Here is a 15,386-nt window from a genome sequence, read left to right on the forward strand (position 1 = left end):
CAAACGAATGATCTTCGTTCTTTACGCAAACCTATTTAAAGAGATATCTTTCAGTCTTTGACTGGAGATATCTCTTTTGTGTTTTGAGCAGCTCTCATTTTCAAGTGACGTATCAGGCAGCTTACTCGGGTCTTACTTGTGTGACTATGATGATTCGCTAACACACCTACTACCAATCCTTGCTTTTTTACTTACAGCTGCATCACTTTAATAAGGCGGCCACAGCAGCTTGCGTGCGGTTTCGTAACGTTCAGCAACAGCAGGCCAGTAGACGACATTCCACCAATCTTCAATGTACTTTTTACGCTCGTTCTGATGTTTGAGATAATAAGCGTGCTCCCATACATCCAGAGGCAGAAGTGGAACGATGTCCGATTGGGACAGATTCTGGTGTTTTTCAGCCTGCAAAATTTCCAAACGATGTGCTCTCGGGCTCCAAACGAGCATTGCCCAGCCGCTGCCCTCGACCTTGTTGGCGGCTTCGGTAAATTGATTTTTGAATGCCTCATAGCTGCCAAAATCACGTTTGATCTGTTCTGCGAGCATGCCTGCAGGTTTGCCGCCGCCTGCAGGGTTCATAATCGTCCAAAAGATGGTATGCAGATAATGTCCCGCTCCGTTAAAAGCAAGTTCGCGCTCCCAATGTTTGACGAGTTCAAAGTTGTTCTTTTTCCGGGATTCCGCCAGCTTCTTCTCCGCCACATTTAACCCGTCTACATAAGACTGATGGTGTTTGTCATGATGGATGCGCATCGTCAGTTCGTCAATATGCGGCTCCAGCGCATTGTATGGGTAGGGTAGAGGAGGCAGTGTGTGCCCGCCAATGGGAACCGGCTTTTCTTTTACCGGGGCAGAGGTAAGTGCAGACTCAGCTGGCGCAGTACCGCCGGATGAAGGCTGGAGTGATGCAGCCTGCACCAGGGCTGAGGCAGTGGGAGCAGCATTTGCATTCCCGGAAGAAGGGGCCTGTGATTCCGATGTTTCATCATTGCGGACGTTCTGGAGGTCTTGGGAGGCTGCGCCGTGCAGGGCATTTTCCAGTAGTATCGATGATGCGGGTTCTGTTTCCCTAAAAATGCCGGGCTGACTCAACGTTTCGAGAACTCCCAGAAAATATTCGGACTCGCGGATGACATGCAGAATGAAGGTCTCAGCAAGCGGAACCGCATGCACAGCCGCACTTTGCTCCAGCATGACGTACAGCTGTTTAATAAACTCCCTGGACTGATGCTGTGCTGCCGAGACAAGTTGATCAATACACCGGATCATATAGGGAGCAGGAGGCTGGGTTGCGGGCAGCAGCTGCTTTAACAGCTGATTGGCTGCCCGCTCACTGTTTGCAAAAGCGGCTTCCCATTCTTCTAGCAGCCTGACGTATGCGGCCTCCAGATCTGGAACCAACGCCCGAATAATGATGGTATGTTCTTTCTCCTGTTCCTTCCAGAAGCGGATTTCTTCCAGCGTCCGCAGAGGCAGCAGGCGGCCGTATCCATCACAGTTCATATTCATTGACCCTCCAATCATTCATTGAATACAGTCTACGTTCATTTACATTTGCTCTGTCTAAACAGTGTATTCCCCGGGCGCTTTGTCCTATGTGCACATAAAAAAGAGCCCCTGAAGGGCTCTGTAGATAACTAATGGTGAATATAATGATAATTTGTTGATTACTGCTCGTTTTGCTGCACATCCTCACTGCTTGTCTTCGTTACATGACTAAGGAACGTGGAGACACGGCGCAGATATTCCTTTGGATGCTCCCTGAAAATCAGTTCGTGATGCGCGTCCTGCACGATCCATTCTTCGGAAAATGGATTGGTCTGATTGGCGGCAAGCTGCTCCGCAATCGGGTAAGGGGCCTTCTCGTCTTTTGTACCATGGATGAAAAAGATCGGGAACGGATAGTCTTTCTTTTTAACTTCCTGGTACGGAATCTGCTGCAGACCGGTACCGTTCAACACCGGGAAGAGCAGCTTCATAATCTCCAGTGTAGGCTGACGCGGCAGATTAATCTGATTGTGAATGTTGTGGTAGAGTGTATCCGGCTCCAGCAGGAAAGTGCTGTCCAGAATCATGGCATTCACTTCATCGGTCAGCAGCCCAGTCTGCAGGGCGGTTCCGGCTCCCATAGAGAAACCCCAGACAACCAGTTCCTGTGCGCCGCGCTGCTTGGCAAACTGAATCGCTCCGAGCAGCTGCTGGGACTCGGCTTTGCCGCCGGTAGCTACGGCTCTGTTGACCTGAGATGCAAAGCCGTAATCAAACATGACCACATTAAAACCGAGCTGATGTGCATAGTGGGCGAGATCGTACATAGGTACCCATGTTTCCTCTCGGTTCGCTCCATAACCATGGCTGAAAATAATGGTTTTGCCCGTATCAGTGGCAGCGGGAATATACCAGCCCTGCATTGTTCGGCTGCCGTCCGCTGCGGGGAAGGTAATGTCTTCGTATTTCATATTTTTAGCCTGCATCGGATTCGAAAAGACCGGAGCAACTGTAGGATTCGACAGCACCCAAGCGATATAACCATGTAAGGCAATAAAACAAAACAACAGGAAAAAAACAACGGAGAGCAGCAGCGCTACGACAATATGTTTGAACCGGATCAGCCTCGGTGACAATGAAGAGGGCAGATCGGACACTTTGGTATGCAGCGGGGCTTCGCTCTGGGATGTCGGATACATGCACGCCCCTCCTTTAAAATTCGGTTAAAGATTCATTCCGCTGAAGTTAACGGCGATGTTAAAAGAATAACATTTCATATCGTTTATCTCGTACATACTATTATGACATCCTGATCCTAAAGTCACATTTTAGTGATCATAAGTGAAAGGGTTCCTGTCTTTATCGTATGTTCCGATATCATCAAAGTCAATTGATTGACGGCATTTGTTACGCAATTGTTATATAGTTCTTTAGATGTATAGATAACATTTCCATAGCGTGTAATTTACAGGAGATTAAAGCCTTATAAAATGATCATAAATATATATTTTTCCCCTGCCTCGCAGCTATTTTTGGTTTACAGATGAGACCGTTTCTCATATAATTTATGTAACCAAGTTTCATGTGATGAAACATGAGGAGGGCATTATGCCATGGAAGACCGCAAGTTAACCGTCCGTGCTGTCGAACGGGCGCTGGATATATTATTATGTTTTACCACGCGGAGCGATCTTGGACTCACCGAAATTGCCAGCCAGATTGGTCTGCACAAAAGTACGGTGCATCGGTTGATGGCTACGCTGGAGGATAAGGGCTTTGTGATACGCGATGCGGCTACCGAGAAATACCGGCTAGGCATTCGCATCTGGGAATTGTCGGCGCATATGTCGCGCAGCGATGATCCAGCCATTTTGCTGCTGCCTGCGATGGAGCGGCTCCGAGATCGTCTGGGTGAAACTGTGAGTCTTTACCTTCGTGACGGCAGTGAGCGGATTCGTATTCAGGCGGTGCAGAGTGATCAGGCCATTCGGCGTGTTGCACCCGTTGGTGCGAGACTGCCGCTTTCGGTGGGGGCATCCAGCAAAGTGCTGATGGCTTTTGCCGCCGAAGAGGACCGGGAGGAACTGATGAACGGCCCGGAATGGCCGGTGTTTATCGATCCAGCAGTGTATTTGGCGCAGATGGAGGATATTCGGGTGAGCGGTTATGCCACCAGTTATGAGGAACGTGAGCCAGGAGCTGCAGCTGTGTCTGTACCGATTATGGATCGCAAGGGTAATATTGCGGCAGCACTTTCCGTGTCCGGACCGGTCAGCAGGCTCTCACAGGAAACACTGCATGAGTATGCGCCGGTATTGAAAGAAGCAGCTGCGCAAATGGGACTTATGTTGTCATAAGTGTCTGCTGATATTGGTATGTGATGCGGTATCGATATGTTTTATAGAGGGGCAAAGCGGGCTAAAGGGAGCTTTTTCAGCCACCTTCGCCTGAATGTCACACAGATGAGCCGGTCCCTCTGGAATATAAAGGTTGTATTTATATCCAGTTTAAGCTACTCTGTAATGGACGGCCCAGCGGGGCCAGATGAATGTCATCTTTTGATTTGAACGCGGCCTGGTTGCCGCAATACGTTTACGTTACTGGGGGAGTCCGAATTGTCCGGACTGAGACGGGATCGCATGAGATCCCGGACCCTTTGCACCTGATCTGGATCATACCAGCGTAGGGAAGTAATCGGCCATATGATCACATACACCATGGACGTTGTCTATGGACAAATGCTGCATTGCAGCGGTTTGTCCATGCTGCGTGCAGGGTGATGGACATAAGTCGGTTCCTTCGGAACCGGCTTTTTTATATACGGCGGCAAGCAGAGAGTCATTCGTTGTTGTGCTTTACCATCGCGGTACCTTTGGAGTTCTGGGGCAGCCGTTCAGGGCATGTTGATGATGGAAAATAACAACGGAACCATGAAATTACGCTGAACGGATCAGTATAGTAATCTCGGTTCTCGTGCTGCTGTACATAAAAATCTGTCTCTTGGATCTATCGGGCTGCTTGAGCAGGATCACTCCTGCTGTGCTTCTGTGCTTTGGATGTTTTCTGTCAGGTGTGGTCGTTGGAGCTGACGCATTAGTGAGAGAATGCACAAAAGAAGATCACAGAGGAGGAAACAGGAGACATGAGTACACATAACCAAACGGGCAAGCAGATTGGAATAGAGGAATTGGGGAACGATGGCCATCCGGTGGAAAAGAAAACCGGAGCGGCTGGCGGGGTTCAGCCCTTCCCGGGCAGCCGCAAAGTGTACATTCAGGGCTCACGACCGGACATAGCTGTACCGGAGCGTGAAATTGCCCTGCATGACACGAATACTCCCCAAGGGGTGGAGCATAATGAGCCGCTGCGTGTCTACGATACGAGCGGCCCGATGACCGATCCCGAATTCCAGATGGACATTCGGAAGGGACTGCCTGCGCTCCGAAATCACTGGATCATGGAGCGCGGTGATGTAGAAGCATACGAGGGCCGCGCCGTTAAACCGGAGGATAACGGATTGAAGCCTGGAGGACGGAGAGCTGGAGCGGAGGAATACCCAGGCTTTCGCGGACAGCCGCTGCGTGCTCTGGGTGGGCGCTGCGTTACACAGATGCACTATGCGCGGCAGGGTCTGATTACGCCAGAGATGGAATACGCAGCTATTCGTGAAGGGGTGGAGCCGGAATTTGTACGGCAGGAGCTGGCGAGCGGCCGGGCGATTCTGCCCTCCAACATCAATCACCCGGAGAGTGAGCCGATGCTGATTGGTCGTCATTTTCATGTCAAGATCAATGCCAATATCGGTAATTCTGCTGTATCTTCCTCGATCGAGGAGGAGGTGGAGAAGATGACCTGGGCTGTACGGTGGGGATCGGATACGGTGATGGATCTCTCCACTGGGAAAGACATTCATACCACCCGGGAATGGATCATTCGCAACTCTCCGGTGCCGATTGGTACGGTGCCGCTCTATCAGGCGCTGGAGAAGGTGAATGGCGAGGCGGAAGCCCTCACTTGGGAACTGTATCGGGATACGCTGATTGAACAGGCGGAGCAGGGTGTGGATTATTTTACGATTCATGCCGGCGTGCTGCTGCGTTATATTCCAATGACGGCGAAACGCATGACGGGTATTGTATCGCGTGGCGGGTCGATTATGGCGGCGTGGTGTCTGGCACATCATCAGGAGAATTTTTTGTACACTCATTTTGAAGAAATTTGCGAGATTATGAAAAGGTATGATGTGGCGTTCTCCCTCGGGGATGGACTGCGCCCAGGGAGCATCTACGATGCCAATGACGAGGCACAGATGGCGGAACTGGCAACGCTCGGGGAATTGACGCAGATCGCGTGGAAGCATGATGTTCAGGTCATGATCGAAGGGCCGGGCCATGTGCCGATGCACAAGATCAAGGAGAATGTAGATTTGCAGATGGAAATCTGCCAGGAAGCTCCTTTCTATACACTCGGGCCGCTGACTACTGACATTGCTCCGGGCTATGATCACATTACGTCTGCAATCGGGGCAGCGATGATTGGTTGGTTTGGTACGTCCATGCTCTGCTATGTTACGCCGAAGGAGCATCTCGGGCTCCCAAATAAGGATGACGTGCGCGAAGGGGTAATCGCTTATAAAATAGCTGCTCATGCCGCTGATTTGGCCAAAGGGCATCCACGTGCCCAGCGCCGGGATGATGCACTTTCGAAAGCACGTTTCGAATTCCGCTGGCGGGATCAGTTTAACCTGTCTCTGGACCCGGAACGGGCACTGTCCTACCATGACGAGACACTGCCTGCAGAAGGGGCCAAGGAGGCACATTTCTGCTCCATGTGTGGGCCGAAGTTCTGCAGCATGCGCATCACGCAGGATATCCGTGCTTTTGCCGCAGATCGCGGCTTGAAGGAAGAAGAGGCAGTCGCCGCTGGGATGCAGGCGAAGGCTGAGGAGTATCGGGCACGTTTATAGATTATGACTAATCTACTGACGTAGACCGTGACTGTTAAGGTAGGTCGTAGATGGCCAGCTGAATAGAGCATAGAATGGTTCAAACGAATAAAAGTGACCCAACAGGCTTGTCGAGCCTGAACTTGGGTCACTTTTTTATGTATCGGAGTATGAGAGCAGTGAGCAGTGATGCTGGATTGTTCACTTGAGGCAGTCAACTTCCAACATGACGTAACTAGTCATAATACCCTTTGGCATAGACAGCAGCCGTAGAGAAGCAGAGGTGTTTCATTTCGTCCTGCTGATTTTCGGGCGGCATCTCCAGAAACCACTTCTCCTGCATATCCTGCCGGGTCATCGGAACCGGACGCCACAGAATCAAGCCGATCTGATCGAACTGGAAGCTGCATCCGAGTTCAGGATCTTCCCGGTCATACGGCGATATTTCATCCAACTGTGGAATGAGAACGTCAGCTTCGGTGCCCAGAAGATCGAGTTTACCGAGCATACATTTGAATTCATCGCTCTCATAAAATTCAATAAATTGAGCTTTGCCTTGGGCATCATACTCAACTTTGGGATCAAGGCTGAACGCGTCTGTCTGCTCAACTTCGTTCTGTGTCATCCCCAGCCGGATATCACCGATGGATTGACCTGGTTCTACAGTGAGGTGCTTCATCATGTTCTCCTCTCCAAAATAGAAATGGTACATGCGTTTAGCAGTGGTCATCTAATCCCCTGCATTCAACTTCTTGGTGTAATGCCAATGTCTCGCTCCAGGCTTGCGCCTAAACCTGTAAGTGGTGTGTAGATGGTAATGCCTGAATCGAGGGAGGCCTGCTCCGCCGCGGGAGCCATTGAAAGTTGAGCGGCAATAAGGCAGCTGTTCTTGCGTTCTACAGCAAGCTGGTGCAGTGCATCTTTTAAAGCTGCCAGGTAGCTTTCCTGTTCACCGCGCATAATCATGTCAAACAGTCCAGGGAGCAGCACGGATTCAAGCTCCGGCTTGTCCTCTCCTGCCAGATGCTGATCCAGATGTTCACGATACCGGGCCATGGTTGGTTCCACTGTAGCCGGGTTGGTGAACGCCAGCAAATATCGCTTCGGATGTGTGCGCATCATGGCAAGCAGTGAATCATCAATACCCGTTACCGGAATCGGTAACGGTTGCTTCTGCTGTTCCAGCACTGCTGTAAACAAGGTGCATGTCACAAGAATGGCATCAGCGTGACAGCGCCTCATCCACTGCAGTGTCTGATTTACTTTTTCCTGAACAAGAGTGCTGCTGAAATCCTCATCATGTTTGAGCCGGTCCAAGCCGGGGTCGACATAGTGGACCAATTCGATATTATAGGAAGCCAACGCTTGTTCAATCAATCTGATATTGGAGTGATGTGCATGAAAGCAGGCAGCAGTGTTCATAGGCAATCCCCTTTACCCCGTAGTATAGGGATCTGCCGCGAAGATGTAAAGACTTATCTCATGTTCATGGATACGTTCTTTTTCGCCATTTTTTGCTGCAGGATTTCATGGAAGGATAGGCCTTGAGTGTTCTCATTTTCCTTTTTCGGAGCAGCAGTCGCCGTGTTGCGCGGATATTGGTGGTGATACGGGATCATTTGCTGAATAGGCATGCGGATCATCTTGGTTCCTCCTTACATGCATGATAGACATGCATCGGTTGTGTAATGGGTTCTTAATATCGTACATATAATATGTATTTCAACTTGGAGCTGTGTCGGCCAAAATTAAATGAGTCTCCTGTTCGCATATAGGTACATATGACTTGTTAGGCGAAAGAGCGAGGATTTCTCTGCAATTCCGACTCGGATGTAGTGATTTTACCCGGTATTCTGGAGATGTAAACGGTTTTAGGGAAATTCAGGAATAAAGAACCTGATTTCTTACTGGGGAGATGGGAGCAGGGGATCGGTTGTTATGCGAATGGTCCTAATTTTAAGGAAGTCAATGGTACCTGTCTCTAAGGCATATGTCCAAGTGATTAGGTAGGGTTCCTGCTAACTAACTTGGTACTATGGTCGGGTATGCTGCTCGAAAAATGGAAAAAAGCTGCCAAGATTGCTTGGCAGTCGCGGATTTCCTTATATCTTTCTTTCATTAAAGACTCCGTTTTTAAATATTCCTTGAAGTGAAACGTCACTTACGTTCTTTTACCGCAATATATACATCTACCTGCATCTGTTCCGGGTTCAGACTGCGTTCATCGTAATATTCAAAATCACCTGTAAATGTCCGGTCACTCTGCTGGCCCCACGCCCATACGGTTTCCCACACTTCACTAACCACTTCAACCATCGGTCCGGTTCTCGAAGTAAACACGGCATAGGTGGCAGGAGGCAGCTGTACCTCATCGAATCCTTCGGGTAATACATCTGTTGCGCCGACTTCATGTCCGACCAGGATGGTATATTCTCCGGCAATGCCGTCCGTGTAGTCCGTATAACAGCCGTAACGCGCAGCTTCGGAAGAGGGGAGGTGCTCTGAGGCAAAATAACGACCCCACAGCTCACCGATGCTGCCTTGGCCGCTCATTTCGACTGCGTTGGTCGTACGTGATGCCAGCCCGGTAAGGCGTTTGCCAGGAAGGGTTACATAACGAACTGGCTCTCCGCCAAGCCCGGTGCCAGAAGCGCTCTGCGATTGACCTGCAGGCTTCCAGCGTTTCAGATAAGGCAGTTGGTTGCGCAGCATGGAGCGGGCGGATTCCTCATCCATACCTTCCTTTTTGAGAATGGCAGTGCACATTTCAATCATATTTTCCAGCGACATACCCGGCTGCTCAAACCGGCCATCTTTGTAACAATAAATGCAGTACTCACGGGTTGTGCCGCCGTTCAACTCCGTGCCGAATTGATCTGTGCTGGTGAGCGGCATCCCGCAGCTTTGACATACAGTAACGTTCATCATTCATTCCTCCTAAGGTATGTGTAGAACTTCAACCTGAACATATTTGAAGTATACGGGGAGGAACTGGACAGCTGTCTGTCAGGTTTACGATGAGGTTTTATAATTTTGAATGATTTGCTCGGCAATCTGACACACTTTATCCCGAATGTGCAGCGGTTCCAGCACCTCCACATCTGCACCGAAGCCCAGAATGAAGCCGTACAGCCAGTTGTCTTCTGGAAAAGCGATCTGGCTGACATAGTATCCATTTCCATCAGGCAGTACATTTTCGATGCCAAACCACTCTTCTGCGAGGTGCCGGGCACGTTCATGGAATTTCAGGGTGATGCCAATCTGATTAACGGGACGGCTCCATTCCTGCTGCCACGGTCTCTCTCGGAGGTTAATAGACTTCCGTTCAAAGTTCTGGGCGGCAAGGGCAACCTCCTTCATACGGACCAGCTTGAACATGCGAAATTCTTTTCGTTCATGGCAAAAGGCATACAGATACCAGGCGTGTCTTTTCAGCACAAGGGTATGCGGATCAACCGTGCGGCAGGTCTGTGTACCCTCGGCACTGCAGTAAACAAAACAAATGCTCTGCAGCTCATCAATACCCTGATCAATTACTTTCAATTTGTTTTGCAGGGCTTCTGGGTGCGTCCATGTTGAATAATCAACGATGAAGCGATGGGTGCTGGCCTGAAAATCTTCATTTCTTGCTTCAGGGACGATACTGCTCAGCTTTTCCACCAGCAGATCACGGGCTGTATTATCATGGGAAGTCGAGATGCTGCGCAGTGCGGTGACGATGGAAGCGAGGTCTTTATCCGTTAACAGATTGCGATCCAGGCGATAGCCTTCCGCCAGCCCGATCCCGCCGCTTGCTCCCTGATATGTCACCACTGGAATTCCAGCTTGACCTAATGTGTCGATATCACGATAGATTGTGCGGATGGACACTTCGAACATGTCCGCGAGGTCTTTCGCCTGTAATCGCCGGCGGTTAATAAGCAGTACCACGATCGCTAACAAACGTTCCAGTTTCATAGTTTGGTTTCCTTTCATTTATGGGTCTTTATAGAATTGGACAGCATTTACACTGATAACTCCAATGACAGAATAACCTTCCAATCGCTGTTATCCCCAGATTTTTGGATTCCCTTTTTAAAAGGGGAAAATCCGGTGATAAAGGCGAACGCTTCGCTTTTTCAGGTTTTTTCTGTCCTCTCCGTTAAAGTGTAAAAGAAAAGTCAAACTTATATAACATTGCTTTCAATTGTTTATCTGGGAGTTATCTGTTAGATTCATAGGTGTTATACTGCCCAGCATCCCATATAGGAGTGAAATAAGCAATGAAGCAAATTACGATTCTGATTGCGGACGATGAAGTGGAGATCGCGGATCTGGTTGCTCTGCATTTACAAAAAGAAGGTTATCATACCCTTAAGGCATCTGACGGACAGTCGGCACTGCAGGCCGTTCAGACACAAGCCATTGATCTGGCTGTACTGGACATTATGATGCCGGGTATGGACGGGTATGAGGTGACCCGTAAAATCCGGGAGCAGCATCATTTTCCGATCATATTTCTGAGTGCGAAAACGTCAGATATGGATAAAATTACAGGGCTCGTGATGGGTGCCGATGATTATATGACCAAGCCATTCAATCCGATGGAGCTTGTGGCTCGCGTCAACTCTCAACTAAGGCGTGCTTTGCAGTTCAGTCAGTCCACAGCTGCGGCGCAGCGCTCGGTTTTGGAAAAAGGCGGACTTGTTATTGTCCCCGACCAGCACAGCGTAACACTTTACGGTAAACCGCTGGATTTAACACCGAAGGAATTTGACATTTTAGTGCTGCTTGCCAGTAACCCTAAACAGGTCTTCAGTGCAGAAAGCATTTTTGAAAAGGTATGGGGCGAGGCGTATTTTGAGAGCGGCAATACCGTCATGGTACATATTCGCACGCTGCGCAGGAAACTCGGAGAAGATGTGAACAAGAACAAGTTCATCAAAACCATCTGGGGTGTGGGGTACACGTTCAATGACTAAACGGAGAAGTTTTCGCACAACGATGATTATGATGCTTGGTCTGAGCATGCTGGCTTCCGGTGTCGTCACGTTTATCGTCTATAAGCTGCTTCAGATGTACTACGCAGGGGTGAGACGGGAAGACCCGCTGGCGGAATATCGGAATATCATGAGAAGTATTGGCGATTTATATGTCTTTATGCTGCTCTTCATCCCGCTTGCGATTTTATTTTTCTACTTGTTTACCAGACGTTACGTTACGTATTTCAAAGAGATTTCCGCAGGCATTAATCACTTGGCTAACGGGGATTTTGATCATCAGGTGCAGATTGTGGCCAAAGACGAATTGGGTACGATTGCGGAAAGTGTTAATATGGCGAGCCAGAAGCTGCGGGAAGCGGTGAAACGGGGGGATTTTGCCGAAAACAGCAAAGACCAGCTCATCGTAAACCTTGCCCATGATCTGCGTACACCCCTGACCTCCGTACTGGGTTATCTGGATTTGCTGATGAAGGACGAGCAGTTAACCGAGGAGCAGGCCCGGCATTTCATCGCGATTGCATTTACCAAATCGCAGCGGCTGGAAAAACTGATTGATGATCTGTTCGAGATCACACGAATGAATTACGGTATGCTGCCTGTGCGCAGAACGCGGCTGGATCTGAGCGAGCTGTTGAAGCAGATGAACGAGGAGCTCTATCCTGTTTTTGAAAAAAATCATCTGGTCACCCGTTTAATCATCGCTGACGATCTGACCGTATCCGGGGATGGTGAGCTGCTTGCCCGTGTGTTCGAGAATTTGCTGATTAATGCCGCGCGGCATGGCAAAGACGGCATGTATGTAGACATTAACGGGTATCAGGATTCAGGTCAGATTGTCATTCAGATTACCAATTATGGCGGGTATATTCATCCGGACGATCTTCCGCGGATCTTTGACATGTATTACACGGGGGACCGTGCACGTTCTGCTCAAGAGGGAGGTACAGGTCTTGGTCTGTTTATCGCCCGCAACATTGTAGAGCAGCATGATGGCATAATATCGGCAGTAAGTGATGTGGTACGTACCATGTTTGAGGTTCGCCTGCCTGCTTTTCAACAGGTTGCTCCTGAAAATTAAGAAAAACTTTAGAATTGCCCTGCTTTTTCTTTAAATTGTTTCGTCTATCCTTGAATGAGAAGAGGAAGGAGGAGCAGTGATGAAAAAGTGGGGCTTTTTGATATGCATCATTGTGGTTGGGTATATCCTAACGCAATCGCCGGCAGCCTTGGGAGGAAATAAGGAGATGTCGATTATTGTTTTGGACGCAGACAAGAAATATGAAGGATACCGGACAGCTGCGAACATAGAGATGAAAAAGCACATACATAAAGGTAATCTCGTCTTGGTTAATTCAGAGCATCCGATTAAGCCGGAGGGTGTTCGTTCCGATATTGTATATGTGGCAAAGGAGCGGGACCTGCTCAGCGGGTACGGCGTGCTGGATACAAAAATAATGTTATCTCGTGAAGTGGCCGAGAGATTCCAGAAGATGGTTGAGGCGGCCGCCCAGGAGGAAGTGCGATATTTTCTGATGAGCAGCGGGTATAGAGATTTCGAGAAACAGGAAGAGCTGTATCGGCAAAAGGGTTCAGATTACGCACTGCCTGCGGGTTACAGTGAGCACAATCTGGGGTTATCCCTGGATATAGGCTCAAGTCTGGCCCCAATGAGTGAGGCTCCTGAGGGAGCATGGCTGGAGAAAAACGCATGGAAATACGGTTTTATTTTGCGATATCCCAAAGATAAAGTGAACGTGACAGGCATCCAGTATGAACCTTGGCATTTTAGATATGTCGGCATGCCGCATAGTGCGATTATGTACGAGAATCAGATGGTTTTGGAAGAGTATCTGGAGATGTTAAAAGAAAAGAGAGACGTGACCGTTGATCTTGACGGCGAGACGTTCCGCATCCATTATTACCGGGTATCAGAGGATAACAAGGTATATGTGCCAGAGCATGAGTCTTATGATATATCCGGGGACAACATGGAAGGAGTCATTGTTACCGTTAAGGAACCATCTTGATCATGAACGTTGAGCTGCAGCGGCAATGATCAGCGTAGGGGGAGGGACAGCATGAGACAGAACAAGCCGCAATCGGATGGGAAACTTGATCATAAGTATAAGCATAAGAATAAATCAAATCCGCTCCGAATCATTGGGATTATTCTATGCCTGATATACCTCTACTTGCTGACCAAACTGATTTTATTCAAAGGAGGTCCGGTGGATACGGAGCTGATATGGGACAGACTGACTGCGCTCCTGCGCCAGCCGGACCTGATTCATACACGTACCGTTAATCTGACTCCGTTTCAGGAGATCAAACGTGACTGGCACAGTCTGTCGCTGTACCGCCCAGGAACGGCCATTCATCTGACTGGTAATATAGCCGCGTTTGTGCCGCTCGGCATGTTTATAGCGGGTCTGACACGTCATTCCTTTTTCACCGGAATTCATGTACTTGTCCTGTCATTCCTGCTTAGTTTGGGTTATGAAGTTACACAGCTGCTGACCGGAATAGGTATCTTTGATGTAGATGATCTGATGCTGAACACGCTTGGCGGAATAATGGGGTATGTGGTGTATATGCTGCTGCTCATCCTCAATCTGCTGTTTAAGGGAGGAAGGGCGCGACTGGCAGCGAATAACTAAGTAGATGAACCGTTAGAGGAATAACAGAGCGAATCACTATGCTGAGAGCGTAAGAAGCCGGTCTGAGAATTACTGTAGGAATGAGATTAATCCGAATCTATTTTCTTTCCAAGGAGGAATGGCAATATGATTATTATGGCTGTGCTGTTTATCGGCACAGGACTCATGTTTCTGGTATATCCTCAGAAGACAGCAGGTGATGCAGGCAGGTCAGGAATCGCCGAGCTGCGGCAGGATGGATCGGGACGGCTTTGATTGTGATGTCATGTTTGTTTCTCGTGATGGGAACGATGCAGCTGTTTGATCAATCTTCACATCATATGGACATTAGGGGAATCTCCTTTGAGCGCACAGCGGATAATGTATGCGTGATAGGGAGTTTTTTTCATTTTCATGAGAGATCTTATCCAGCGAGTTTTCCCCATGTAAAATGGGAATACAGCTGATGGAATCGAGTGAGGAAGATGACATGTATTACCTATAGATTCTCTGTTCACCATACCTGAAGGAGGAGCTGCATTGTATCTATTAGCTAAACAACTTGCTGGAAGTATGAGAGCACTCGTAACTATAGAAAATGAGATCGTGGAGGCGAAGCGCAGGCCCGAAGCTGAACAGGATGTGCTGGCATTGGAAAAGGAAAGATCCGCACTAATTCGCAGCTTCACGCGGAGCGAGCTGCTGGTTATCCAAACCGTTATGAATATTGGACAATCCGAACGAGGTTATCGCTTCTATGCTAATTCAGAACGTTCAGAGCATGGAGACCATTATGAGATCATTCACCTGCCAATTGAGTTGAACGAGCATGAACTGATGCAGAAGTATTCTTATTACCTGGTACATAAAACGGAACGCGAGCTTGCTGATGGAATTGAATACTATACGGCTGTTTCTGAGCAGCTGAAGGAAGGCATGGCTATTCTGAAAATCTAGGAGGCAGATGGGTTGATTATGAAAATTTCGTACTACACGCCCGATGGTTTTTATTACTATGTGCCTGACCAGTATGTAGGGCAGATCCAAGAGTGGAGAAATGAATTCTCTGATTTTCTGCAAAGCATTGAAGGTAAACATCCCTTCACTCAATATACGGAATACATTAATTTTGATGATGAATTGGAATATGGGATTTTTATCCGTAGTTACGGGGGGGACGACTTTATGGATTGGATCAACGTAGAAAAATTAAAATGCAGGGGTATCTATCGCATCCCTGCACCACCGGATGATTCAGAAGTGGGGATTAGGATCGATTTTTGAGTAGATAGGGGCCCCAACCCAACCAAACCTGAATTCACAACACAATAACCA

The 15,386-nt window shown here is 48.6% G+C and carries 16 protein-coding genes and 1 riboswitch; of the genes, 9 read left to right on the plus strand and 7 right to left on the minus strand.

The genetic code is table 11. From position 1 onward, the window contains the following. Window positions 1-207: 207 nt before the first annotated feature. Window positions 208-1,503: a Fe-Mn family superoxide dismutase gene (locus tag MKY97_RS03360; RefSeq protein WP_342556217.1), complete on the minus strand. Its 1,296-nt coding sequence runs from the start codon at window positions 1,501-1,503 to the stop codon at window positions 208-210. 164 nt (window positions 1,504-1,667) lie between these two features. Then, on the minus strand, window positions 1,668-2,687 hold the full coding sequence (locus MKY97_RS03365; protein ID WP_342554110.1) for an alpha/beta fold hydrolase: 1,020 nt from the start codon (window positions 2,685-2,687) through the stop codon (window positions 1,668-1,670). A 414-nt stretch (window positions 2,688-3,101) separates the two neighbouring features. Between MKY97_RS03365 and MKY97_RS03370 the strand changes: the two genes are divergently transcribed. Together MKY97_RS03370 and thiC are read left to right on the plus strand one after the other, a co-directional pair. After that, the gene (locus MKY97_RS03370; RefSeq protein WP_342554111.1) at window positions 3,102-3,845 is read left to right on the plus strand and encodes an IclR family transcriptional regulator; all 744 of its coding nucleotides are present in this window, start codon (window positions 3,102-3,104) and stop codon (window positions 3,843-3,845) included. A 235-nt stretch (window positions 3,846-4,080) separates the two neighbouring features. Next, a riboswitch (TPP riboswitch) is annotated at window positions 4,081-4,194 on the plus strand. A 436-nt stretch (window positions 4,195-4,630) separates the two neighbouring features. Beyond that, complete coding sequence (gene thiC, locus MKY97_RS03375; protein ID WP_342554112.1) at window positions 4,631-6,454, plus strand: phosphomethylpyrimidine synthase ThiC; 1,824 nt, start codon at window positions 4,631-4,633, stop codon at window positions 6,452-6,454. Between the two features lie 214 nt (window positions 6,455-6,668). On the opposite strand, the gene MKY97_RS03380 is transcribed toward thiC, so the two are convergent. The 5 genes from MKY97_RS03380 to MKY97_RS03400 form a co-directional block, all read right to left on the minus strand. Further along, window positions 6,669-7,163: a hypothetical protein gene (locus MKY97_RS03380; RefSeq protein WP_342554113.1), complete on the minus strand. Its 495-nt coding sequence runs from the start codon at window positions 7,161-7,163 to the stop codon at window positions 6,669-6,671. Between the two features lie 14 nt (window positions 7,164-7,177). Then, window positions 7,178-7,855, minus strand: coding sequence for an aspartate/glutamate racemase family protein (locus tag MKY97_RS03385; protein WP_342554114.1), 678 nt, complete (start codon window positions 7,853-7,855; stop codon window positions 7,178-7,180). 53 nt (window positions 7,856-7,908) lie between these two features. Continuing rightward, on the minus strand, window positions 7,909-8,076 hold the full coding sequence (locus MKY97_RS03390) for a hypothetical protein (RefSeq protein WP_161557043.1): 168 nt from the start codon (window positions 8,074-8,076) through the stop codon (window positions 7,909-7,911). A gap of 514 nt (window positions 8,077-8,590) precedes the next feature. Continuing rightward, window positions 8,591-9,361, minus strand: coding sequence for a zinc ribbon domain-containing protein (locus MKY97_RS03395; RefSeq protein ID WP_342554115.1), 771 nt, complete (start codon window positions 9,359-9,361; stop codon window positions 8,591-8,593). 84 nt (window positions 9,362-9,445) lie between these two features. After that, window positions 9,446-10,390 carry a YafY family protein gene (locus MKY97_RS03400; RefSeq protein ID WP_342554116.1) on the minus strand — a complete coding sequence of 315 codons (945 nt, stop codon included), beginning with the start codon at window positions 10,388-10,390 and terminating at the stop codon, window positions 9,446-9,448. A 305-nt stretch (window positions 10,391-10,695) separates the two neighbouring features. Here MKY97_RS03400 and MKY97_RS03405 point away from each other — a divergent pair, with 305 nt between their 5' ends. The 7 genes from MKY97_RS03405 (at window position 10,696) to MKY97_RS03435 (ending at window position 15,335) form a co-directional block, all read left to right on the plus strand. Then, window positions 10,696-11,394, plus strand: a complete 699-nt coding sequence (locus MKY97_RS03405) for a response regulator transcription factor (RefSeq protein WP_342554117.1) — start codon at window positions 10,696-10,698, stop codon at window positions 11,392-11,394. Further along, window positions 11,387-12,493: a HAMP domain-containing sensor histidine kinase gene (locus tag MKY97_RS03410; RefSeq protein ID WP_342554118.1), complete on the plus strand. Its 1,107-nt coding sequence runs from the start codon at window positions 11,387-11,389 to the stop codon at window positions 12,491-12,493. Before MKY97_RS03405 ends, MKY97_RS03410 begins: the two co-directional genes overlap by 8 nt. Window positions 12,494-12,572: 79 nt before the next feature. Further along, on the plus strand, window positions 12,573-13,442 hold the full coding sequence (locus MKY97_RS03415; protein WP_342554119.1) for a M15 family metallopeptidase: 870 nt from the start codon (window positions 12,573-12,575) through the stop codon (window positions 13,440-13,442). 51 nt (window positions 13,443-13,493) lie between these two features. Continuing rightward, window positions 13,494-14,072 carry a VanZ family protein gene (locus MKY97_RS03420; protein ID WP_342554120.1) on the plus strand — a complete coding sequence of 193 codons (579 nt, stop codon included), beginning with the start codon at window positions 13,494-13,496 and terminating at the stop codon, window positions 14,070-14,072. Window positions 14,073-14,198: 126 nt separating this feature from the next. Beyond that, window positions 14,199-14,327 carry a hypothetical protein gene (locus MKY97_RS03425; RefSeq protein ID WP_342554121.1) on the plus strand — a complete coding sequence of 43 codons (129 nt, stop codon included), beginning with the start codon at window positions 14,199-14,201 and terminating at the stop codon, window positions 14,325-14,327. Window positions 14,328-14,591: 264 nt separating this feature from the next. Then, window positions 14,592-15,008, plus strand: a complete 417-nt coding sequence (locus MKY97_RS03430) for a hypothetical protein (RefSeq protein ID WP_342554122.1) — start codon at window positions 14,592-14,594, stop codon at window positions 15,006-15,008. Window positions 15,009-15,020: 12 nt separating this feature from the next. Continuing rightward, window positions 15,021-15,335 carry a hypothetical protein gene (locus MKY97_RS03435; protein WP_342554123.1) on the plus strand — a complete coding sequence of 105 codons (315 nt, stop codon included), beginning with the start codon at window positions 15,021-15,023 and terminating at the stop codon, window positions 15,333-15,335. Window positions 15,336-15,386 lie beyond the last annotated feature (51 nt).

It is taken from the genome of Paenibacillus sp. FSL R7-0652, assembly GCF_038595045.1.
Lineage (GTDB): Bacteria > Bacillota > Bacilli > Paenibacillales > Paenibacillaceae > Paenibacillus.

Excerpts from the sequence above, each read along its gene's own strand:
- MKY97_RS03360 (WP_342556217.1), bottom strand. The coding sequence starts at position 1,503 with ATGAACTGTGATGGATACGGCCGCCTGCTGCCTCTGCGGACGCTGGAA.
- MKY97_RS03365 (WP_342554110.1), bottom strand. The coding sequence starts at position 2,687 with ATGTATCCGACATCCCAGAGCGAAGCCCCGCTGCATACCAAAGTGTCC.
- MKY97_RS03370 (WP_342554111.1), top strand. The coding sequence starts at position 3,102 with ATGGAAGACCGCAAGTTAACCGTCCGTGCTGTCGAACGGGCGCTGGAT.
- thiC (WP_342554112.1), top strand. The coding sequence starts at position 4,631 with ATGAGTACACATAACCAAACGGGCAAGCAGATTGGAATAGAGGAATTG.
- MKY97_RS03380 (WP_342554113.1), bottom strand. The coding sequence starts at position 7,163 with ATGACCACTGCTAAACGCATGTACCATTTCTATTTTGGAGAGGAGAAC.
- MKY97_RS03385 (WP_342554114.1), bottom strand. The coding sequence starts at position 7,855 with ATGAACACTGCTGCCTGCTTTCATGCACATCACTCCAATATCAGATTG.
- MKY97_RS03390 (WP_161557043.1), bottom strand. The coding sequence starts at position 8,076 with ATGATCCGCATGCCTATTCAGCAAATGATCCCGTATCACCACCAATAT.
- MKY97_RS03395 (WP_342554115.1), bottom strand. The coding sequence starts at position 9,361 with ATGATGAACGTTACTGTATGTCAAAGCTGCGGGATGCCGCTCACCAGC.
- MKY97_RS03400 (WP_342554116.1), bottom strand. The coding sequence starts at position 10,390 with ATGAAACTGGAACGTTTGTTAGCGATCGTGGTACTGCTTATTAACCGC.
- MKY97_RS03405 (WP_342554117.1), top strand. The coding sequence starts at position 10,696 with ATGAAGCAAATTACGATTCTGATTGCGGACGATGAAGTGGAGATCGCG.
- MKY97_RS03410 (WP_342554118.1), top strand. The coding sequence starts at position 11,387 with ATGACTAAACGGAGAAGTTTTCGCACAACGATGATTATGATGCTTGGT.
- MKY97_RS03415 (WP_342554119.1), top strand. The coding sequence starts at position 12,573 with ATGAAAAAGTGGGGCTTTTTGATATGCATCATTGTGGTTGGGTATATC.
- MKY97_RS03420 (WP_342554120.1), top strand. The coding sequence starts at position 13,494 with ATGAGACAGAACAAGCCGCAATCGGATGGGAAACTTGATCATAAGTAT.
- MKY97_RS03425 (WP_342554121.1), top strand. The coding sequence starts at position 14,199 with ATGATTATTATGGCTGTGCTGTTTATCGGCACAGGACTCATGTTTCTG.